This window comes from Methylobacterium sp. J-030 (genome assembly GCF_022829545.1).
GTDB lineage: Bacteria > Pseudomonadota > Alphaproteobacteria > Rhizobiales > Beijerinckiaceae > Methylobacterium.
Window position 1 is genome coordinate 33,442 of the sequence record NZ_JAKSYM010000343.1, and the last position, 20,354, is coordinate 53,795.

The window sequence follows — 20,354 nt, forward strand, 5'->3', positions numbered from 1 at the left end:
GGAGTTGCCGGAGCCGCCATGCCGCGCGTCCTCGTGAACATGCCGAGCCAGTTCGGCGGCCGCCCGTCAGGTGTGGCCCTCGTGGCCTTCCGGGTCATCGCCGGCCTGCTCGACCGGGGCGCCTTCGCGGTGGTGCTGCGCTCGCCCTGGACCCGCGAACAGCTCCCACCCGCCATCCGCGACCGGATCGAGGTCGTGACCGTGCCGCGCCCGCGCATCATGCTGCTCGACGTCGTGCGGCAGGCCGTCGCCGTGCCGAGGCTGTGCCGCGCCCTGGACATCGATCTCGTGCTGAACGCCGACCCCTACGGCGCGGCCTTCGGGGGCCGCGCGCGGGTCAGCGTCGTGCACGACCTCTACTTCCGCACGATGCCCGGCCGGCGCCGCTCGCGCGAAGCGCTGACCACCGATCCGATCTTCCGCTTCGTCCTGGCCAACAGCGCCCGTGTGATCACCGTCTCCGAATCGACGAGGACCGACCTCTGCCGGTCCTACCCCTTCGTCCGGGACCGCACCCACACCGTTCCCTCGGCCGCGATGCTCGATCCGGAGGCCGCCGACCCGGCCCCCGAGCCGCCGGCCGGACCGTTCGTCCTTGCGGTCGGCAACGCCCTGTACAACAAGAATTTCTCCACGCTCGCCCGGGCCGTGTCCGCCCTGGGACGCCCGGAAATCGGCATCGTCCACGTCGGCGAGGATCCCGGCGAGACGATCGCCGCGGCGCTCGACGGGGCGCCGGTCCGGCTGATGCGCCTCTCCCGGATCAGCGACGGCCAACTGGCTTCGCTCTACCGGACCGCCCTGTGCCTGTGCGTGCCATCGTTCTCGGAGGGGTTCTGCCTCCCAATCCTGGAAGCGCAGGCCCTGGGCTGCCCGGTGATCTGCTCCGACCGGTCCGCGACGCCCGAGATCGCGGGCGCGGGCGCGCTGACCTTCGACCCGGACGACGCTGGGGCGCTCGCCGCCTGCCTCGCCCGCCTCCTCGACACGCCGGATCTGCGCGCCGCGCTGATCGCCCGCGGGCATGGGAACGTGCGCCAGTACGACTGGGCCGAGACCGCCCGCCGCTACGAGGCGCTGATGCTCGACGTGCTCCGCGAGGCCGCGCGTGGAAAACCCGCCCAAGAGGTGCCCCATGCGCATCCTGCACCTTAGCTCCCTCTACACGCCCGAGCAGGTCGGCGGCGCCGAGCTGATGGTGGAGACCCTCGCTCGGACGCAGGCCGCCCTCGGCCACGCCGTCGCGGTCGCCTGCACGGCGCGGCAGGAGGCGGCGCCGGTCGTACAGGACGGTGTCACGGTCTACCGGACCGGATACGCCACGCCGTTCCACATCCTCGACTGGCCGAAGCACGGGCGCCTCAGCCGCCTGCGCTTCAAGCTTGCGAACCAGTGGAACCGGACGATCCTCGCCCGGATGGCCGCGGCGGTCCGCGATTTCGCGCCGGACGTGGCGAACACGCACTCGATCTCGGAGCTGCCGCCTGCGGTCTGGCCGATGCTGGAGAGGCTCGGCGTGCCGGTGGTGCACACGCTCCACGACTTCACCAGCCTCTGCACCAACGGCGCGATGTCCCGGCACGGCAAGGCCTGCGCCGGCCAGCACCTGAAATGCCGGCTCTACGCGGAGCCGCATCGTCACTGCCAGCGGGCAATCTCCGCCGTCGCCGCCGTGGGGACCGACCTGCTCGACCGCCACCTCGCCGCCGGCTTCTTCGGCACGGTTGCGCCGGCCCTGCGCCGGGTCATATGGAACCCGATCCCGCCCGGCGCCCCTTCGACGCGGCGGCCGCGGGCGCCGGGTGAGCCCGTGCGCTTCGGCTATCTCGGCCGCATCGAAGCCTGCAAGGGCGCCGACATCCTGTTCACCGCCTGCCGCAGCCTGCCGCCGCAGGGCTGGAGCCTCGCGGTGGCCGGGCGTGCGGTGGACGGGCTCGCCCCCTATCGCGCCATGGCCGAGGGGCTGCCCGTCAGCTTCCTGGGCTTCGCCGAGCGTGACGCCTTCCTCGACGGGATCGACTGCCTGGTCGTCCCCCCGATCTGGCCGGAGCCCTTCGGCCGTACCGTCGCGGAGGCCTATGCCCGGGGCGTTCCGGTGATCGGGACCGCCATCGGCGGCATCGGGGAGCAGATCGGCCCCGGCCCCTGGCTGGTCCCGCCCGGGGATGCCGACGCCCTCGCGAGCGCCATGACCCGGATCGTCGCCGAGCCGGGCCGGCTCGCGGAGGGCCTCGGCCGCGCCGCGGCGATCCGCGCCGGAATCGACCCCGCCGCCGTGGCGGACGCCTACCTCGACCTCTACGCGGCGACCCGCGACGCCGCGTGCCCCGAACCACGCCCCGCGACCGCGGAGCGCCCGCAGCTCAGCGAGTGCCGTCCATGATCACCCCGTCGCTGTCCCAGGCCTACGCCCGGGACCTGCCCCAGGCCCCAATCACCGCCGCCCGCGACAGGGCGCCGGACGTTGCTGCCCCGCCCGCCGCGACCGGCCCCCTGCGCATTCTGCATCTTAGCACCCTCTACCCACCCTACATCGTGGGTGGCGCCGAGCGCTCGGTGGAGCATCTCGCCGAGGAGCTGGTCGCGGCCGGCCACACCGTGGCGGCGGCCTGCATCACCCGGGAGCCCGAGCCGAAGACCGTGCGCGGCGGCGTCACCGTCTACCGCATGGCGCATCACAACGATTTCTGGCTGGAGGACTGGCCCAAGGCGACGCGGTTCGGCCGCGCCTGGGCGAAGCTCAAGCAGCAGTGGAATTTCGCGGTCGCCGCCGAGTTCGGCCGGGTCCTTGACGACTTCAAGCCCGACATCGTTAACACGCATTCGCTGCTCGACGTCTCGACCCTGGTCTGGCGCGAGGCGGCCAAGCGCAACATCCCGATCGTCCACACGGTCTGCGAGTACGACCTGATCTGCGGCAACGCCGCCATGTTCAAGAACGGCAAGCCCTGCGAGCGCTGGCACCTCGGCTGCAAGGTGGTCAACGCGGGCAAGCAGATCACCAACCGCGCGGTGGACGCGGTCGTCAGCGTCGGCACCGAGATCCTGAAGACCCACGTCGATCACGGCCTGTTCACGCACCTCCCGCCGGAGCGCCGCCGTGTCATCTTCTACTCGTGCACCGTCCCGGGGGGTGATCCCGAGGTCCGCCGCCGGATCGACCGCGCGGGCAAGCCGATGACCTTCGGCTATCTCGGCCGGATCAACACCGAGAAGGGGGTCGGCACGCTGGTCGACGCGTTCCGGCGGATCGGCCCTGGCAACTGGCGCTGCCTCGTGGCCGGACACGCGATGGACAACTCGATCGAGCGTTTCACGGCACAGGCCGAGGGGCTGCCGATCGAATTCGTCGGCTGGGCGAAGCCAGCCGACTTCTTGAGCGAAGTCGACGTGCTGGTCGTGCCCTCGTTCTGGGCGGAGCCCTCGCCGCGGACGATTTACGAGGCCTACATGATGGGCGTGCCGGTGATCGGCGCGGCCTCGGGCGGGATCCCCGAGCTGATCGGCGAGGACAACACCGACTGGCTGTTCACCCCGGGCGACGATGCCGACCTCGCCAAGCGCCTGGCTGCCGTGATCGCCCGCGGCCGGGGCGATCTGCCGGACGAGCGCAACTTCCAGGACGTGATCCGGGAATCGACCTCGGAGCGCGTCGCCGAAAAATACCTCGCCCTCTACGCCGAGCTCGTGGCCGAGCGTCGGGCGGCCCGGCCGTGACCGCCGGCACGCCGACGCTCACCGAGGCCGCCGCGGCGGCCGACGCCACCGACATCGTACCGGGCGCCACCGGCGCGGAGGTGACCGGCCGCTCCTTCGCGGCGGCGCGCTGGGTCGCGCTCGCCTCGGTGGGCAACGTCGTGCTGAGCTTCGGGGTGTTCCTTGTGCTCGCCCGCCTGATCGCTCCGGCCGAGTTCGGGATGGTGGCAATCGCCGCCGTCTTCATCGACATCCTGCAGATCGTGGCGCGCTGCGGCCTGCCGGACGCGGTGGTGCAGCGGGCCGACCTCGACGAGGATTTCGCCGCCACCGCTTTCTGGGTGATGCTCGGGGCGGGCACCCTCTGCGCGGTCGCGTTGGCGGCCCTCGCCGGCCCGATCGCCTGGATGTTCGATCTGCCGGAGCTGCGCCCCGTCCTGAGCGCCCTCTCGGTCTGCTTCGTCATCACGGCCGCCGGCGCGATCCACGAGGCGCGGCTCCAGCGCAGCTTCGGCTTTCGCAAGCTCGCCCTGCGCGCCCTGAGCTCCAACCTCGTCGGCGGGGCGGTCGCCCTGGCGATGGCGTATGCTGGCTACGGCGTCTGGAGCCTCGTGGTCCAGCGCCTCGTCGCCGCCACTGCCACGACGCTCCTGACCTGGGTGGCCTCCCGCTGGGTGCCGGCCCGCCGCCTCGACCTCGCGGCAGCGCGGAGCCAGATCGCCTTCGGCTCGCGGGTGTTCTGCACCTACCTGCTGCTGGTCCTGTCGATCCGCAGCCAGGAGGTGATCGCGGCCTATTTCCTGTCGGCCGCCGATGTCGGCTACCTCCGCCTCGCGTGGCGCTGCATCGACCTCGTGAGCCAGGTCGCGGTGATCCCGCTGACGACGGTCGGCCTGACCACCTACGCCCGCCTCCAGGACCGCCCGGAGGAGCTGGCGACCGCCTTCCGGAATTTCACCGTGGCCTCGTCCTTCGTGGCGGTGCCGGCCTTCTTCGGCATGGCGGCGGTCGCGCCGACGCTGATCCCGTTCCTGTTCGGCGACCAGTGGCACGAGGCAGCGCCGGTCCTGCGGATCCTGGCCCTGCTGGCCCCCGAATTCGTCGCGACCTCGATGCTGTGGATGATTTTCACGGCGCTCGGTCGCAACGGCACGGCGCTCCGGCTGGCGGGCGCCCAGTTCGGCCTCGGCGCCCTGGCGGCCGTGCTGACCGCGCCGCTCGGGCTCGTCGCCCTGGCGGTCGGGCACGTGGCGCGGGCGTACCTGTTCACGCCGGCGATCGTGTCCGCGGCGGGACGGTTCGTTCCGCTGGGCAACCGGCAACTCGCCCGGGCGCTCCTGCCGGTCACGACGTGCTCGGCTGCCATGGCGGCCCTCGTGCTGCTGGCTCAGGAGCCGATCCATGCGGCTTTGGGTGACCGGTTCGGCCTGTTCGCCACGGTGGGGGTCGGCCTCCTAACCTATGCCGGCCTCGCGCAGGTGTTCATGCGGGACACGGTCCGCAGCGCGCTCGGCTTCTTCCTGCGCCGAACCGCCTGATCTCCACCCTCCGCCAACCTTTGTACGCCAGGATGGCGGTCGGGAATCGGCGCGCTTCGAACGGATCGGGACGATGGCAGGACAGGCGGTGCCGATCAGTGCAGGGGTTCCGGCGGTCTCCGTCGGGACCCAGCGCGCGGCCGTCTTCCTGCTCGGGGCCGCGCTCCAGCTCAACGTGCTGACCTCCAGCTTCGGGCTGCCGTTCCAGCGCCTGTCCGACCTGCTGCCGTTCCTGCTCATCCCCTGGCTCGGGCTTCGCCGTCCCGTGATCGCCGAGGCCTTGCGCAGCGCCGCGCCGCTCGCCGGGATCCTGGCGCTCGTCGGGATCGCGATGGTGCTGAAGGCGCACAAGCAGGCGGGCGACGTCTACCTGACGCTCGTCCTGCTGCTCTACGTCGTGCAGGCCTTCATCCTGCTGGTCCTGTTCGCGGACACGCGCGTCGAGGACGCCTTCTGCCTCGGGCTGCTCGCGGGCCTGCTGGCCTCCCTGGCGGTGCTGATGCTCGCCTCGTCCGGCATGGCGCTGGAGCGCTTCGGCCTCGCGGTCCCGACCGACGGTCTCGACGAGGAATTGAAACTGTTCGTGGAGGACAAGCAGGGCGGGCTCTGGGCGTCCGGCAACGAGACCGGCCATGTCTTCGCCTTGGGCGGCGTCGCGGCGCTGATCCTGAGCCTGCGCCACCGGATGAAGGCGATCTACCTCGTGTACTTCGCCGCCCTGATGGCGAGCTTCCCGCTCACCAACAACCGGGCCGGCCTGTTCATGCCGCTCATCGTCTTCGCCCTTCTGATGCGGCGCGACCTCAAGGCCTCCATGGTCCTGAGCGTGCTCGGGATTTTGGGCGTCCTCGTCATCGTGTGGTCAGTGACCGGGGAGATCCCGCTGCCCGACAAGCTGGCGCAGGCGATCGAGCGGCGGTTCGCGGACGATCACAACGTGTCGGAGAATTTCGACGAGCGGTTCCTCTCCGGCATCACGGCGCTGCGCCTCGTCGTCGCCTACCCGTTCGGCGTCGGCGAGATCGCCCGCCGGGAAGAGCTGAAGGCGCTGACCGGCCTCGTGACGCCGCATAACGGCTTCGTCTCGCTGGCGCTCCAGAACGGCGTCGCGGTGGCCCTGCTGCTGATCGCCGGGCTGGTGCGGATCCTGTCGGCACCGGGACGGTTTGGCCCGTTCCTGACTTACAGCGCCCTGTTCCTGATCCCGTCGATGATGTTCGAGGAACTCTCGGTCAACCAGTACTTCCTGTTCTTCATGGCGTTCATCTTGGCCTCGCTCGCCCGGTCGCCCGAACCGACCCCGCAGGACGGGCGCTGACGCAGCGGGGAGATCGGGGGTTCTGGACGCGACCTGGAACCCGTCGCGCCCGCGCATGCGGAGGCCACCCCCGAAGCCGTGGCGCGGGCGTCTCGCCGAATCGAGGCGGCTTGAGATCGCGGTTAATTCGTCGCAACGAAATCGATGGTCGTCCATGAATATCGGAACGACTTGATGATAATTGGATTCACAGCCTTTTAGTGATTGGCATGCTTTCTTGCAGTGTCAAAAGTTGGACGCAAAACATGCCGAGCGAAACGTCGAACGCGTGGGGCCGGGGTCAGCTGTACGAGACACTGTGCCTCCTGATCATCGGCACCGGAATCTGGTTCGTCGGCGTCAATCTCGGGACCTTCGACTCCCTGAGCAGCTTCGTATCCGTGTACCATCTCAACGACCTGCTGATGCTGGCCGCCTGCATGGGCGTGGCGCTGTGGGGCGCGGTGGTGCGCAAGTCGATCCTCCTGCGCCGCCTGATGCTGGAGCGCGACGCGGCGGCCGCCCAGGCCGAGGCGATCGCCCGGCACGACGGCCTCACGGGTCTCGCCAACCGGCGCCGCTTCATCGATGCCGTCACCCGGGCCCACGCGGTCGTCGGGACCGAGCCGTCCTCGGCCGTGCTGCTGATCGACCTCGACCGGTTCAAACCGGTCAACGACCTCTATAGCCACGCGGCCGGCAACGCGGTGCTCTGCGCCGTGGCCGAGCGGCTACAGCACCTCCTGCCCGCAGGGGGCGTCGCGGCCCGGCTCGGCGGCGACGAGTTCGCCATGCTGGTCCCGGTCGAGCACGGCAGCGAGGGCCTCACGCGCCTCGCCCAGGCGGTGATCGCCACGATCTCCGAACCGGTCTCGTGGAACCAGAACGACCTCAAGGTCGGCGCGACCGTCGGCGTCGCCGTGGTAGCCGCGGAGCACGTGGATTCCGACGCCGTCCTGCACGCGGCGGACCTCGCCATGTACCAGGGCAAGAAGGACGGGCGCGGCAATTACCGCTTCTTCCGCAGCGCCATGGACGAGGAACTGCGCGCCCGGGCGCGGACGGAATCGGAGCTGCGGGTCGCGATCGAGACCGGGGCGATCGAGCCCTTCTACCAGCCCGTCGTCTCGCTGCCCGAGAAGGACATCGTCGGCGTCGAGGTGCTGGCGCGCTGGCGCCATCCGGTCCGCGGCCTGATCGGCCCCTCGGAGTTCATCCCGGTCGCCGAGGAGACCGGGATGATCGCCGATCTCAGCTACAACCTGATCCGCCGCGCCTGCCTCGATGCCAGAGCCTGGCCCTCCCACCTGATCATGGCGGTCAACATCGCCCCGCACCAGTTCCAGGACGCGTGGCTGGCCCAGCGGATCCTGGCGATCCTGATTGAAACCGGCTTCCCGCCGCAGCGGCTCGAGGTGGAGATCACCGAGAGCGCCCTGATCCAGGATCTGGAGGCGACGCGCGCGACGCTCCTGTCGCTGCGGCAGCTCGGCGTGCGCATCGCGCTCGACGATTTCGGCACCGGCTATTCGAGCCTCTACCACCTGCGCGAATTGAAGTTCGACAAGCTGAAGATCGACCGGAGCTATGTCGACGCCATCACGATGAGCGACGAGCGCGCCAAGCTGGTCGACGCGATCATCAAGCTCGGCACCAGCCTCGGCCTCACCACGACGGCGGAGGGCATTGAGACCGATGCCAGCCTCGACTGGTTGTCGGACCAGGGCTGCCATTTCGGGCAGGGCTACCTGTTCGGGCACGCCATGCCCAAGGCCGAGATGGACGACGTGCTCAAGGTGGGGACGGCGGCGCACCGTCCGATGCCGCAAGAGGCGTTCGCGCGCGCCTCCTGACCGTGTGCCCGACCGCGTCGCGATCGGGCACGGCCCGGCATTCAGGGGCCGGGGCATCGTTCAGCCCGAGCGGGGTTCCGGTCGCAAGCGGCAGCTCAGCGCGTGCCGCCGCTGGCGGAGATCACCTCACCGGTGACCCAGCGGGCCTCGTCGGATGCCAGGAATGCCACCACCTCGGCGATGTCGTCCGGCTGGCCGGCGCGTCCGAGCGGAGTCTGCGCGACCAGATCGGCTTCCATCTCAGAGCCGGCAACGCCTGCCGCATGGGTGCCTTCGGTCACCACGTAACCGGGGCTCACCACATTCACCCGGATCCTGCGCGGCGCCAGTTCCTTGGCGAGAACGCCCGAAATCGCGTTCACCGCGCCCTTCGTCCCGGTATAGACCGCCGTGGTCGGCATGTTGACGCTCGTGACGACCGACGAGATGTTGACGATGCTGCCGCCTTCACCGAGATGCCGGGCCGCAGCCCGTGTCACCAGCAGGACGCCCAGGACGTTGACGTCGAACAGGCGCCGGTACTGCTCCTCGGTCATGTCGGCGATCGCTGCGAATTCGTAGACGCCGGAATTGTTGACCACGATATCGAGCCGGCCGAACCGTTCGACGGCGGCCTCGATCAATCCATCCGCCTGCGAAGCCTTGGAGACGTCGCCCGGCACGGCAACGGCCTTGCCGCCTGCCGCGGTGATCGCCGCGACGACCGCATCCGCGCCGGCTCTGCTCGACGCGTAATTGACCACGACGGCCGCTCCGTTCTTCGCCAAGGTCTTGGCGATCGCCGCACCGATCCCCTTCGAGGCACCGGTCACGACGGCAACCTTCCCATCGAGCTTTGACATGCGCGCCAACCTTCTCCATGGGCCGGCCTCGGTCCGAGTGCCGCGATCCCATAGTTCCGAATTTCGGAACTATGGGATCGCGGTTCAAGCGCGGTAGAGAAGAAAGATGAGGCCCCTGTTTCATCCCGCGGTCGAGGATGTCCAGCCGGCGGCGATCCTCCATGCGCTGTCCGATCCGACGCGCGCGGCCATTTTCGCCAGAATCACGCGGGAGGGCTGCGTCGAGGCCTGCTCGGCCGTCTCGGCGCTCGGCGACAGGGTCATCCCGAAATCGTCGCTCTCCAGCCACTTCAAGGTGCTGCGCGAGGCCGGACTGATCCGGTGCGAACGCCACGGCACCGAAATGCGCAACCACTCGCGGATCCTCGAAGTGGAAGCGCGTTTTCCCGGTCTTTTGCCCGCGATCATGAATGCCTACGCGCGCTCCCTGAACGACGAGCCGCCACCGTCCTGAGCAGATCTGCGTCGGTAGGCCACCTAGGACACGACGAGAACGCCATCTGGTCCGGTCCAGGCGCGGGACCGCTCACCGGACGGGCGAGGTCTCCTCGCGCAGCGAGCCGGGTGAGGGGTGTGACGAATTCGGACTTGGCGCGCCGAACGCGCGTGCTCCTGCGCATTCTCGTCGCTCACCCCGACCCTCTCCCGCACGGGAAAGACGGCCGGTCGCGCTCCATCGCCAGCCTCGGTGTTCGCCGGAGCTTCGTGAACATCGTAGCCCGGACGGGGGGGGGAGGGAGACGCAGGGTGCCGGCAGCGCCGCGGCACCGGTCTCGACCAACCGACCGGCCGCCCCTATGGGTGTTCCCAGGATTGCGACCCCGCGCGCCATCGCGCCGGTCGACGGGGATCCCATATGGCGGGCATCGACGCGTCGTCGCAGGTCACAGCATGGCACCGAGCCCGCTCGCCCTCATCGCCTCCGCCGCCCTGATCGGCGCGGTCGCCGCCGGTACCGGGGCGATCGTCGCTCAGCAAGGCTCGCAATTCAGCCATCCGCGCAAGGTCGGCGGTCCCTTCGCCATGGCGGATCTCGACGGCCGTCCGGTGAGCCAGGCCGATCTCCTCGGCAAGCCGACCGCGCTGTTCTTCGGCTTCACCCATTGCCCGGAGGTCTGCCCGACGACGCTGGCCACCCTGTCGGCGGCCCTCAACCGGATGGGCCGGGACGCGGACCGCCTCAACGTGGTCTTCGTCACCCTGGACCCGGAGCGCGACACGCCGGACTCGCTGCGCGATTACCTCACGACGTTCGATCCGCGCATCCGGGGCTTCGTCGGCACGCCGGATCAGGTCGCCCGCATGGCGGACGCGTATCACGTCGCCTATCGGCGCATCCCGATGAAGGACGGCGACTACACGATGGAGCATTCGGCCACCGTCGCGCTGTTCGACAGGAATGGCCGCATGGTCGGGGAGATCGGCTACGGTGAGGATGAGGATCGGGCTTTGTCCAAGCTGATCACCCTGGCGCTGCCGGGGCAGTGCGCCCCGGGCGGCGGGGCCGATCTCTGGTCGGCGAACGGCGCAACGGACACCTGCGGCCCGCGGAGCTGAGAGCCCGTCTGACCCGACGACCAAGGTGCCGGCCTGCAACCAAAAGTTGGATCTCTATCAACACCCTCATCGTGAGGTGCCGGAGCGCAGCGCGGCCTCGAAGGAGCCCCCGAGGAGTCGCGCGGCCGGCTGGAGCCCTCCTTCGAGGCCCGCATCGCGGTTGCCTCCGGATCGGGGGTCTGGGTCGGATCACCCGATGAACCTGACACGCGGTGCTGTCGCGTCCCGTTTGGCCTGCCTGCGCAAGTCTGCTTAGACGGCGACGCCGGCCTCAAGGCCCGGCCGAATCGCCGAGGCACTCGCTTGATCACGCGTCGCGTCCTGACCGCCCTCGGGCTCCTCGCTCTCGCGCCGTTCCCAGAGCCCGCGCGCGCCGCCGCCGGGCCGCGCCTGGGCCCGCCCGAGCCGATGGATCTCGACCGGCTGAAGGACCTCGCCCGCAGCGTGCGGGACCGGCCCTATGCCCCGCCGCCGGAGGCACCGGCCGCGAAGGCGCTCGACGCCCTGACGTACGGGCCGCTTCAGGAGATCCGCTATCCGCCCGCCCGGGCGCTCTACGCCGACAGCCAATACCCGGTGACCTTCTTCCACCTCGGCAACTTCTTCCGGCACCCCGTGCAGGTCTACGCGCTCGAAGGCGGACAGGCCCGCCCGGTGCTCTACAGCCACGACCTGTTCACCTACCCGCCCGGCAACCCCGCCAAGGACGTGCCGGACGGCGCCGGCTTCGCGGGCTTCCGCTACCAGAAATTCCCGGCCGGCCAGCCCGGCGACGACGGCGACTGGCTGGCCTTCCTGGGCGCCTCCTACTTCCGCGCCGCCGGCGACGGCGAGCAGTACGGCGCCTCGGCCCGGGGCATCGCCATCGACACGGCGCCCGGACCCGGCAAGACCGAAGAGTTCCCGATCTTCACACGATTCTACGTCGGCCCGGCCGTAGAGGGCGCGGTCACGGTGCTCGCCCTGCTGGACGGGCCGAGCCTGACCGGCGCCTACCGGTTCGTCGCCCGCAAGGCGCCGCACGTCGTCATCGACGTTGCCTGCACGCTCTACATGCGCCGGAAGGTCGAGCGGTTCGGGATGGCGCCGCTCACTTCGATGCTGTGGTACTCGGAGGGGATGAGCCGGTTCGTCGCCAGCGACTGGCGGCCGGAGGTCCACGATTCCGACGGTCTGCTGATGCAGACCGGGGCCGGCGAGCTGATCTGGCGCCCGCTCAACAACCCGCCGCGGCTCAGCGTCAGCGCCTTCGCCGACCGCGCGCCCAAGGGGTTCGGTCTGCTCCAGCGCGACCGCGTCTTCGACCACTACATCGACGACGGGTTCGAGGAGAACCGGCCCGACATCTGGGTCGAGCCGCAGGGGGATTGGGGACCGGGCAGCGTCCAGCTCGTGGAGATCCCGACGCATCAGGAGACCGACGACAACATCGGCGCGATGTGGGTGCCGGCCGACCCGCCGAAGGCCGGAGACACGCGCAGCTTCGCCTACCGCCTGCGCTGGACCGTGCAGGAGCCGGTCGCGACCGATCTCGCCCGCTGCGTCGCCACCCGCGCCACGAAGGCATCCTGGCTCGCCGATGCGGACCGCCGCCCGGGCCGGGCCGACCTCGTGCGGCAATTCGTGCTGGAATTCGAGGGCGCGGCCCTGGCGGGACTCGATCCGGAGACGGCCGCCGTCGCGCTGACGCTCTCCCGCGGCAGCGCCGAGGAGGTCGGCGCCACCTGGGCGCCTTACCGCAAGCCGAGCCCGTGGCGGGTTTTCTTCAAAGTCTATGCCGAGGGTCCGGAGCCGGTCGAGATGCGGCTGCAGCTCAAATCCGGCGACCGGTTGCTCTCCGAGACCTGGGCATATCGCTATGACCCGGAGGCCCCCGGAACGGTCCTCTGACCGACCGGCCGTGCGGGCCGCATTGCCGGGTCCGGTCCGCCCCCTGTAGAAGCCCGGCATGGGTCGGCCTGGAGGCCGGCTCGCCCGTCGCCTCCGAGGCCGTCATGAACGGCGAACGACCGCCCGGCCCGAACCTGCCCGAGACGCTGACGCGCCTGCTCCGGGCCCCCAAGAGCGCGATCTGGCCGACGCCGGAGGACCGGCACCGCCCGCGGCTCGGCCGCCAGAGGCCGCGCCAGCCGAGCCGCGCCGTCCTGGGTGTCTGGCTCTGGGCGATCCTGTATAATCTCGTCGGCTTCGCGATCCTCGCGACCCTCTGGCGGACGATGCACTGACCCGATGATGCGATACGACCGTCTCCGCGCCTGCGCGCGCCTGTCTGCGTGCGCCGCGCTTCTCCCGTTCGCCCCGGCCGTCTGGTCCGCGGCGGCTCAGGCGCCCGGAGATGCCCTCAACGCGGATGCGGCGACCGGCGCCGTGAAGGTCTGCTCGCCGGTGGCGATGCCGCGCTGGCGCTCGATGACCCCGGTCCCCAAGACCTGGACCTTCGTGGACTGCATGGCCTTCTCGGGCGAGATGGGCGCGACCCATTTCCAGCTCGGGTGCCTATTCACGAACGTCACGCCCTACGCTCAGAAATACGCCTGGGGGGCCATGGTGCAGATCGAGAAGTCGGCGCTCGCGAAAGCTCAGCCGCCGGTCCCGAATTGCGGCTGGTGAGCCGCCCGGTCCGACACGGACAGAGCAGTCAGAAGACGATTGTGTTCATCCATCGAGGCTTACGCAGGACAAGACGTACGGCCGTAGGCTTACCCTCGTGAGCCAGGACAGCGTTCGAACCGGGCTCGGAACGTCTCATGAATGCGAGCTGATAGTGTGTCCGGCGTTCAAAGCGTCTGCAATCGGACAATCGCGACGGATCGAGATGGGGATAACTTGCTACGGACTTTCGGTCCGACAACGGGATCGGCGCGCAAAGCTTCGTTGAAGGGAAACCTCTAGGTTGCCTGCGACGACGTGAAATGCGTCATGTTCAGTGCGCGATTCGTTCGACGGCATTCGTGGGAGCAGGATCGTCGCGCACACGCTTTGACGCGCCGCCGCGATCGGGCTAGAGAGGACAGACTGACCCAAGCAAAATTCATGCCGCCAGTCCCTCGGCGGCTGTCGGCGAACCGCGCAGGAAGGCATCGGGGCCCCGCATGAGTTTGGTGCAACGGCTGGAAGTACGTCAGGGCCAAGCCCTGGTGATGACGCCGCAGCTCCTGCAAGCGATCAAGCTTCTCCAACTCTCGCAGCTCGACCTCGCCGCCTATGTCGAGGCCGAGCTGGAACGGAATCCCCTCCTTGAACGGGCGGAAACCGAGCCCGCCGGTGCCGACGAGCCGGCCGAACCCGGCTACGCAGAGGACGGAGCCGGAGACGGCTTCGAGGCGGCCGAGCCCGAACCCTGGCTCTCATCGGATCTCGATCCGAGCCGGGGCGAGATCGAGAGCGATTTCGATACGCGGCTCGACAACGTCTTCCCCGACGAGGTGCCGGTCCAGGCGCGGGAGGTCGGCGGCGGCGACATGCTCTCGCTGACGCCGCCGCCCTACGGCAGCACCGGCGGCAGCTTCGACGCCGAGGCCCCGGATTTCGAGGCTACCCTCACGGCCGAGACCTCCCTGCGGGACCATCTCGCGAGCCAGCTCGACCTCGCAACGCGAGACCCGAAGGAGCGGCTGATCGGCGGCTTCCTGATCGATGCGGTCGACGAGGCCGGGTACCTGCGCGAATCGGTCGAGGGCGTGGCCGAGCGCCTGGGCGCCGAAACGGAGACCGTGGCGCGGGTCCTGAGCCTGGTGCAGACCTTCGACCCGCCCGGGATCGCCGCCCGCGACCTCGCGGAATGCCTGACGATCCAGTTGCGCGAGCGTGACCGGTTCGATCCGGCCATGCAGGCGCTGGTCTCGCGCCTCGATCTCGTGGCCAAGCGCGATTTCGGGGCGCTGCGCCGGCTCTGCGGCGTGGACGACGAGGATCTCGTCGACATGCTGGGCGAGATCCGCCGGCTCGATCCGAAGCCCGGCCGAGCTTTCGGCTCGAGCGCCGCGGAGGTTCTGATCCCGGACGTGTTCGTGCGTGCGGCGCCGGACGGGTCCTGGCTGGTCGAACTCAACAGCGAGGCGCTGCCCCGGGTCCTGGTGAACCAGAGCTATTACGCCCGGGTCGTGCGCGGCGCGACCGCCGAGGGCGACAAGGCCTTCCTGTCGGAAGCGCTCCAGAACGCCAACTGGCTCACGCGCTCCCTGGAGCAGCGCGCCCGCACGATCCTGAAGGTCGCCACCGAGATCGTGCGACAGCAGGACGGCTTCTTCATGTACGGCGTCGCGCACCTGCGCCCGCTCAACCTGAAGACGGTGGCGGAAGCGATCGGCATGCACGAATCGACCGTCTCGCGGGTCACCTCCAACAAGGCGATCGGCACGAGCCGCGGCACGCTGGAGATGAAGTACTTCTTCACCGCGGCAATCCCGGGGGCGGCCGGCGCGGCGGCCCATTCCTCGGAGGCCGTGCGCCACCGGATCAAGCAACTCGTGGACGGCGAGACGCCGGACGACGTGTTCTCCGACGACGCGCTCGTGCAGAAGCTGCGCGGCGAAGGCATCGACATCGCCCGGCGGACGGTGGCGAAGTATCGGGAATCCTTACGGATCCCGAGTTCGATCGAGCGCCGCCGGGAGCATTTCGCCAACGGTTCGGCCCACCACGCGGCGCTGGCGCTGCGCTGAGTCCGGACTTGCGCGGCGGGCGGGTCCGGCCCATCGGTGGCGCCCCATCCCGACGTCTGGACTCGCGATGACACCGACCGGAACAGGAACGCGCAGCCTCACCGCCATCGTGCTCGCGGCCGGGAAGGGCACGCGGATGCGCTCGGACCTGCCGAAGGTGCTCCACACGATCGCCGGCCGGAGCATGCTCGGCCATGTCCTGGCGGCGGTCCAGGCGGCCGGTGCCGGCCGGATCGCCGTGGTGGCCGAGCCCGGCCGCGACGACGTCGCCGCCGAGATCGCGAAGGCCGCCCCCGGCGCGCGGGTCTTTCCGCAGGCAGAGCGGCTCGGCACGGCCCACGCGGTCCTGGCCGCCCGGGACGTGCTGGCCGGTCCCGACGACGACCTGGTCATCGCCTTCGGCGACACGCCGCTCATCACCGCCGAGACGTTTCTGCGGTTGCGCGCGCCCTTGGCCGACGGTGCGGCGGTGGCGGTGCTGGCCTTCGAGGGCGCGAACCCGACCGGGTACGGGCGGGTGCTCACCGAGGGCAGCCGCGTCCTGGCGATCCGCGAGGAGAAGGATGCGAGCGAGGCCGAGCGGGCCGTGACCCTGTGCAATGCCGGGCTGATGGCGCTTTCCGGGCGGCACGCGCTGGGCCTGCTCACCCGCATCGGCAACGATAACGCCGCCGGTGAATACTATCTGCCGGATGCCGTGGCGCTGGCGGTGGCGGACGGACTCGCGGTCACCGTCGTGCCGGTGGACGAGGCCGAGGCGCAGGGCGTCAACGACCGGGTGCAGCTCGGCGTCGCCGAGGCGGCGATCCAAGGCCGGCTTCGGCGCGACGCGATGCTCGGCGGCGCCACCCTGATCGCCCCCGAGACGGTGTTCCTCAGCTACGACACGGTGCTCGGGCGCGACGTGATCGTTGAGCCCAACGTGGTGTTCGGACCCGGCGTGCGGGTCGGCGACGGCTGCACCGTGCGGGCCTTCGCGCATCTCACAGAGACCGAGCTGAAGGCGGGCGTCCGCATCGGGCCTTTCGTGCGCCTGCGCGGGCATGCGCTGCTGGAGAGCGGCGCCGAACTCGGCAACTTCGTCGAGCTGAAAAACGCCCACATGGGCGCCGGCGCCAAGGCCGCGCACCTGACCTATCTCGGCGATGCCGAGATCGGAGCGAAAGCCAATATCGGCGCCGGCACGATCACCTGCAATTACGACGGGGTGCTCAAGCACCGCACCACGATCGGCGCCCACGCGTTCATCGGCTCGAACTCCGCGCTGGTCGCCCCGGTGACCGTGGGGGAGGGGGCCTACGTGGCGTCGGGCTCGGTCATCACCGCCGACGTACCGGCGGACGCCATGGCCGTCGCCCGCGGCCGACAGGCGGTCAAGCCCGGCTGGGCGAAGCTGAAGCGGGCCGCGCTGCTCGCCGAGAAGGCTTTGCGCGGCGGGCGTTGAGACGCGCTGGCCCGAGCAGATTCCGCGAAAGCGGCCTCCGAATCTGAGATGAACCCTGGGGCCGAACAAGGACCTGAGCGGATGAAGCGTTGGCCTGCCGACGGCCGACGACAGTCACGCCATCCCCGCCGAATGTGGCGCGGGTCCCCTCTCCCGTGCAGACAAGGGCAGGGTTAGGGACGAGCCCTGTCCGGAGTCCGGAAGGTCCGTTTCCGGCCAATCGGCGGGAACCGCCCCTCCATCCGAGCGGGTCGGGAAGCGGACGGGCCGCTCCTCGGGCGATACGTCGGGACACGGCCATCGGCGAATTAAGTAGACATTCCCCGACCGGGACCGACGGCCCGGCTGACTTCCGTGTTCGTCCGCCTCGCTCACGGGGTGCGGAGCAGCCGCGCCGTGCGTTCCCGCTGCACGACCTGCGGGATGCGGCGCTACGGGTTGAACACGGTGATCCGCAGATGTTGCGGCACGGGCCTCAACATTCCCGATCGGAAGCCCCGTAGCCATCGCCCGACGTGGTATCGCGGAACCGGTGATAGCGGTCTTCGAGTTCGGCGAGGTCGGACGGGTCGGCGACTTCGCGGCGGGCGGTGGCGATGACGAGACCGGCGTGCCGGGAGAGTTCGGCCACCCGATCCGGCAGCCTCTCGACCTCGGCGACGCGGGCGAGGACGTCGAGCATCCGGCCGAGGACGTGGACCGAGCCGGCAGAGTTCTGCCGGATCATGTGAAGCATGGCGTCGCACAGCCCGTCGTAGTCCGTAACTGGACGGACGAGTACGGCTCGGCCGCCCCGGAGCATCACCCCGGTCGGGAGGTGCCGCGGAGCGATCCGGCACAGGGCATCGCCGAGATGGTCGACCACGCTGCCGGCGGTGAACGGGTCGTTGATGCCGGGCGAGAGGGCGCGAACCGCGATCTCCACCAACTGCCGGACCGAGTATTCCGGGTCCTGGAGCGCGGCGGGACGGCGGCCCAGCCTCAGCGCGTCGAGGATGGTGGTCTCGGCCCCTTCGACCTCCGTCGACAGGAAGGCGATCGGATATCCAACAGGCACGTAGTCGCCCGGCCGCACCCGCAAGGTGACGATGGCCCCGTTCGCATCGGCCCAGTCCGCCAGCGCTGCATCGTCCATGGCTTGGACATAGCCGCCCCGGGTCGTGGCGACGGCATGTCCGGTCGGCGCGTCGGCGGGGCGGACGGCCCCGGGCGCGTCGCGGGTATGGCTCGCGATGGCCCTGCAGAGATCCTGCTGGACGACGTCGACCACGGTTTCGACGTTGATGCTGGTGGCGATGTGGTGGACGAACCAGACCAGCGTGCCGACCGCGACAAGCACCAGGACCAGAGCGCCGGTGATGGCGAGGTGCGGGACGAACGGGTTCTCCTCCACGGTGCGCACCGTACGCAGGACCATCAGGGCGTAGGCGAAGGTCCCGAGGAAGATGCCGAGCACCGTCTGGTTGCGGGCATCGCGGATGAAGTTGCGCAGCAGGCGGGGACCCATCTGGCCGGACGCCAGGGTCAGCGCGGCAATCGTGATGGAGAAGGTCGTGCCGGCGACCCCGATGTTGGAGGAGGCGATAGCGCTGAGCAGCGCCCGCGCGCCCTCGGCGCCGCCGGAATAACCCCAATTCGCGTCGGGCGAGGAGGTGTCGTAGCCGGCGACGTGGGCCGTTTCCAGCCAGACCCCGAACTGGGCCAGCAGAATGCAGCCGAGGACGACCAGGGCCGGGCGGAGCCAGAACAGGTCGCCCAGGATCTCGAGCCAGGCTTTGACGCGCGCGTTCATCGTTGCGGACCGATACCTTCCGACGCCGGCAACGGACGGCACGTAGGGGCGTTCCGGTCGTGGCACATCGAACGCGGCGGCCCGGAAGGCCGCGGGCGGGAAGGACCTCCCTTGATCTCGATCTTCGACCTCGCGGCGATGCTGCTGACGCTGTCGGCCCTGTTCGGCTGGCTCAACCGCCGCTTCTTGCGGATGCCGCACACCATCGGCCTCCTGGTGATGGGGCTGCTCGCCTCGCTCGCCCTCGTGAGCCTCGACGTCGTCTTCCCGAAACAGCACCTCTACGGCGATCTCACCCGCATCCTGGAGCAAGTCGACTTCACCGAGGTGGTGATGAACGGCATGCTGGCCTTCCTCCTGTTCGCGGGGGCGATGAGCCTCGATCTGCGGGCCCTGCGCGACCGGGCCGTTGCGGTCGCGACGCTGGCGCTCGTCGGGACCCTGATCTCGACGGCGCTCGTCGGTGGCGCCTTCTGGGCCGCGGGGCACTTCGTCGGCCGCCCCGTGCCGCTGCCCTGGGCGCTGGTGTTCGGAGCGTTGATCAGCCCGACGGATCCGGTCGCGGTCCTGGCGACCCTGAAGAACGTGGAGGTGCCGGAGGCCCTCGAAATCGAGATGCAGGGCGAGGCCCTGTTCAACGACGGCATCGGCATCGTCCTGTTCACGGTGCTCGTCGCGTTCGCGGCCGGGTCGGGCGGCGAGGCGACGGAGGCCGGCGGCGTCGCGCGGCTGCTCCTGCAGGAGGCGGGCGGTGGCCTCGCCCTCGGCGTGGCGACCGGCTACGCCGCCTACCGGGCCATGCGGGCCATCGACGATTTTCCGGTCGAGGTGCTGATCACGCTCGCCCTCGTCACGGGTACCTACGCGCTCGCGCAGAAGCTCGGCGCGAGCGGCCCCCTCGCGGTCGTGGCAGCCGGGCTGCTCGTCGGCGAGCGCGCCCCGCGCTACGCGATGAGTGACAACACCCAGAAGTACGTATCCGCCCTGTGGACATTGATCGACGAGGTGCTGAACTCGGTCCTGTTCCTCCTGATCGGATTGGAGGTCCTCGTCCTGCGCTTTCAGGTCGCCGGGCTGACGCTGGCCGCTTGCGCCGTGCCGATCGTGCTGCTCGGCCGCGTCGTGGCGGTTTCGGCGCCTGTCCTGCTGTTCCGCTGGGGCGGCCACCTCTCCTTCGGCAACGTACCGTTCCTGACCTGGGCGGGCGTGCGCGGCGGCATTTCGGTGGCGCTGGCGCTCTCAATACCGGAGAGCGAAGCCAAGCCCGCCATCCTGGCCGCGACCTATGCGGTGGTGCTGTTCACCATCGTCGTCCAGGGCTCGACCCTCCGCTTCGTGGCGCGGCGGACCCTCCACGCGAAGTAAGTCGAACCGAAATCTCTTTATCCTCGCTACAGAAATTGAATTCTACTCCGCGCGGCTCGACGTCCCCGCGCTGGCGAGCAGCACGATAGACGAAGTGACTCGCTCGGGTCGGCGACGGGATGTCTGGTTCCGGTTCAGGCGTCGAGAGCTGGTTCCCCTCGGATCTCGCGTTCGGCATACACCCGATGGCCGCCCTGCGGACAGCCGCCCGCGCGTGGCCCGGGCAACCCGTCGATCCGGCGGCGCCGGGAAGACCGCCGCGCCCCGGCGGCGGCAGGCTCGGATCCAACAGCGGGGCCCGCGGGG

The 20,354-nt window shown here is 70.0% G+C and carries 16 protein-coding genes; 14 read left to right on the forward strand and 2 right to left on the reverse strand.

Annotated features, from left to right (window positions below):
- Nucleotides 1–18 precede the first annotated feature (18 nt).
- From MKK75_RS26820 to MKK75_RS26845, 6 genes are all read left to right on the forward strand, one after another.
- Entirely contained in the window at nucleotides 19–1,155 is a 1,137-nt protein-coding gene (locus MKK75_RS26820) for a glycosyltransferase family 4 protein (protein WP_244045528.1), read from the forward strand.
- Nucleotides 1,136–2,383 carry a glycosyltransferase family 4 protein gene (locus MKK75_RS26825; RefSeq protein ID WP_244045529.1) on the forward strand — a complete coding sequence of 416 codons (1,248 nt, stop codon included), beginning with the start codon at nucleotides 1,136–1,138 and terminating at the stop codon, nucleotides 2,381–2,383. The genes MKK75_RS26820 and MKK75_RS26825 overlap by 20 nt, the downstream gene beginning before the upstream one ends.
- Nucleotides 2,384–2,493: 110 nt before the next feature.
- Complete coding sequence (locus MKK75_RS26830; RefSeq protein WP_313901895.1) at nucleotides 2,494–3,717, forward strand: glycosyltransferase family 4 protein; 1,224 nt, start codon at nucleotides 2,494–2,496, stop codon at nucleotides 3,715–3,717.
- Complete coding sequence (locus tag MKK75_RS26835; protein ID WP_244045531.1) at nucleotides 3,714–5,234, forward strand: lipopolysaccharide biosynthesis protein; 1,521 nt, start codon at nucleotides 3,714–3,716, stop codon at nucleotides 5,232–5,234. The genes MKK75_RS26830 and MKK75_RS26835 overlap by 4 nt, the downstream gene beginning before the upstream one ends.
- A 73-nt stretch (nucleotides 5,235–5,307) precedes the next feature.
- Nucleotides 5,308–6,552 (forward strand): O-antigen ligase family protein, encoded by a 1,245-nt coding sequence (locus MKK75_RS26840; RefSeq protein ID WP_244045532.1) that lies wholly within the window; start codon nucleotides 5,308–5,310, stop codon nucleotides 6,550–6,552.
- Between the two features lie 245 nt (nucleotides 6,553–6,797).
- Nucleotides 6,798–8,384, forward strand: a complete 1,587-nt coding sequence (locus tag MKK75_RS26845) for a putative bifunctional diguanylate cyclase/phosphodiesterase (RefSeq protein WP_244045533.1) — start codon at nucleotides 6,798–6,800, stop codon at nucleotides 8,382–8,384.
- 95 nt (nucleotides 8,385–8,479) lie between these two features.
- Here the strand turns inward: MKK75_RS26845 and MKK75_RS26850 are convergent, their stop codons facing one another.
- Entirely contained in the window at nucleotides 8,480–9,226 is a 747-nt protein-coding gene (locus tag MKK75_RS26850) for a glucose 1-dehydrogenase (RefSeq protein ID WP_244045534.1), read from the reverse strand.
- A gap of 106 nt (nucleotides 9,227–9,332) precedes the next feature.
- Between MKK75_RS26850 and MKK75_RS26855 the strand changes: the two genes are divergently transcribed.
- From MKK75_RS26855 to glmU, 7 genes are all read left to right on the forward strand, one after another.
- A complete protein-coding gene (locus tag MKK75_RS26855) occupies nucleotides 9,333–9,680 on the forward strand; it encodes an ArsR/SmtB family transcription factor (RefSeq protein WP_244045535.1) in 348 nt (115 codons plus the stop codon).
- Between the two features lie 437 nt (nucleotides 9,681–10,117).
- On the forward strand, nucleotides 10,118–10,783 hold the full coding sequence (locus tag MKK75_RS26860; RefSeq protein ID WP_244045536.1) for an SCO family protein: 666 nt from the start codon (nucleotides 10,118–10,120) through the stop codon (nucleotides 10,781–10,783).
- 303 nt (nucleotides 10,784–11,086) lie between these two features.
- The gene (locus tag MKK75_RS26865) at nucleotides 11,087–12,673 is read left to right on the forward strand and encodes a glucan biosynthesis protein (protein ID WP_244045537.1); all 1,587 of its coding nucleotides are present in this window, start codon (nucleotides 11,087–11,089) and stop codon (nucleotides 12,671–12,673) included.
- Nucleotides 12,674–12,777: 104 nt separating this feature from the next.
- A complete protein-coding gene (locus MKK75_RS26870; RefSeq protein ID WP_244045538.1) occupies nucleotides 12,778–13,008 on the forward strand; it encodes a hypothetical protein in 231 nt (76 codons plus the stop codon).
- Between the two features lie 4 nt (nucleotides 13,009–13,012).
- Nucleotides 13,013–13,393 (forward strand): hypothetical protein, encoded by a 381-nt coding sequence (locus MKK75_RS26875; RefSeq protein WP_244045539.1) that lies wholly within the window; start codon nucleotides 13,013–13,015, stop codon nucleotides 13,391–13,393.
- Between the two features lie 482 nt (nucleotides 13,394–13,875).
- Nucleotides 13,876–15,447, forward strand: coding sequence for an RNA polymerase factor sigma-54 (gene rpoN / locus MKK75_RS26880; protein ID WP_244045540.1), 1,572 nt, complete (start codon nucleotides 13,876–13,878; stop codon nucleotides 15,445–15,447).
- Between the two features lie 67 nt (nucleotides 15,448–15,514).
- Complete coding sequence (gene glmU, locus MKK75_RS26885; RefSeq protein WP_244045541.1) at nucleotides 15,515–16,891, forward strand: bifunctional UDP-N-acetylglucosamine diphosphorylase/glucosamine-1-phosphate N-acetyltransferase GlmU; 1,377 nt, start codon at nucleotides 15,515–15,517, stop codon at nucleotides 16,889–16,891.
- Between the two features lie 475 nt (nucleotides 16,892–17,366).
- On the opposite strand, the gene MKK75_RS26890 is transcribed toward glmU, so the two are convergent.
- Nucleotides 17,367–18,683, reverse strand: coding sequence for a DUF2254 domain-containing protein (locus MKK75_RS26890; protein ID WP_244045542.1), 1,317 nt, complete (start codon nucleotides 18,681–18,683; stop codon nucleotides 17,367–17,369).
- Nucleotides 18,684–18,794: 111 nt separating this feature from the next.
- On the opposite strand from MKK75_RS26890, the gene MKK75_RS26895 reads away from it, so the two are divergent.
- The gene (locus MKK75_RS26895) at nucleotides 18,795–20,048 is read left to right on the forward strand and encodes a cation:proton antiporter (RefSeq protein ID WP_244045543.1); all 1,254 of its coding nucleotides are present in this window, start codon (nucleotides 18,795–18,797) and stop codon (nucleotides 20,046–20,048) included.
- The last annotated feature ends 306 nt before the right edge of the window (nucleotides 20,049–20,354 follow it).

Coding starts and splice junctions, on each gene's coding strand:
- MKK75_RS26855 (WP_244045535.1), top strand. CDS start 9,333: ATGAGGCCCCTGTTTCATCCCGCGGTCGAGGATGTCCAGCCGGCGGCG.
- MKK75_RS26820 (WP_244045528.1), top strand. CDS start 19: ATGCCGCGCGTCCTCGTGAACATGCCGAGCCAGTTCGGCGGCCGCCCG.
- glmU (WP_244045541.1), top strand. CDS start 15,515: ATGACACCGACCGGAACAGGAACGCGCAGCCTCACCGCCATCGTGCTC.
- MKK75_RS26825 (WP_244045529.1), top strand. CDS start 1,136: ATGCGCATCCTGCACCTTAGCTCCCTCTACACGCCCGAGCAGGTCGGC.
- MKK75_RS26850 (WP_244045534.1), bottom strand. CDS start 9,226: ATGTCAAAGCTCGATGGGAAGGTTGCCGTCGTGACCGGTGCCTCGAAG.
- MKK75_RS26840 (WP_244045532.1), top strand. CDS start 5,308: ATGGCAGGACAGGCGGTGCCGATCAGTGCAGGGGTTCCGGCGGTCTCC.
- MKK75_RS26845 (WP_244045533.1), top strand. CDS start 6,798: ATGCCGAGCGAAACGTCGAACGCGTGGGGCCGGGGTCAGCTGTACGAG.
- MKK75_RS26875 (WP_244045539.1), top strand. CDS start 13,013: ATGATGCGATACGACCGTCTCCGCGCCTGCGCGCGCCTGTCTGCGTGC.
- MKK75_RS26870 (WP_244045538.1), top strand. CDS start 12,778: ATGAACGGCGAACGACCGCCCGGCCCGAACCTGCCCGAGACGCTGACG.
- rpoN (WP_244045540.1), top strand. CDS start 13,876: ATGAGTTTGGTGCAACGGCTGGAAGTACGTCAGGGCCAAGCCCTGGTG.
- MKK75_RS26860 (WP_244045536.1), top strand. CDS start 10,118: ATGGCACCGAGCCCGCTCGCCCTCATCGCCTCCGCCGCCCTGATCGGC.
- MKK75_RS26890 (WP_244045542.1), bottom strand. CDS start 18,683: ATGAACGCGCGCGTCAAAGCCTGGCTCGAGATCCTGGGCGACCTGTTC.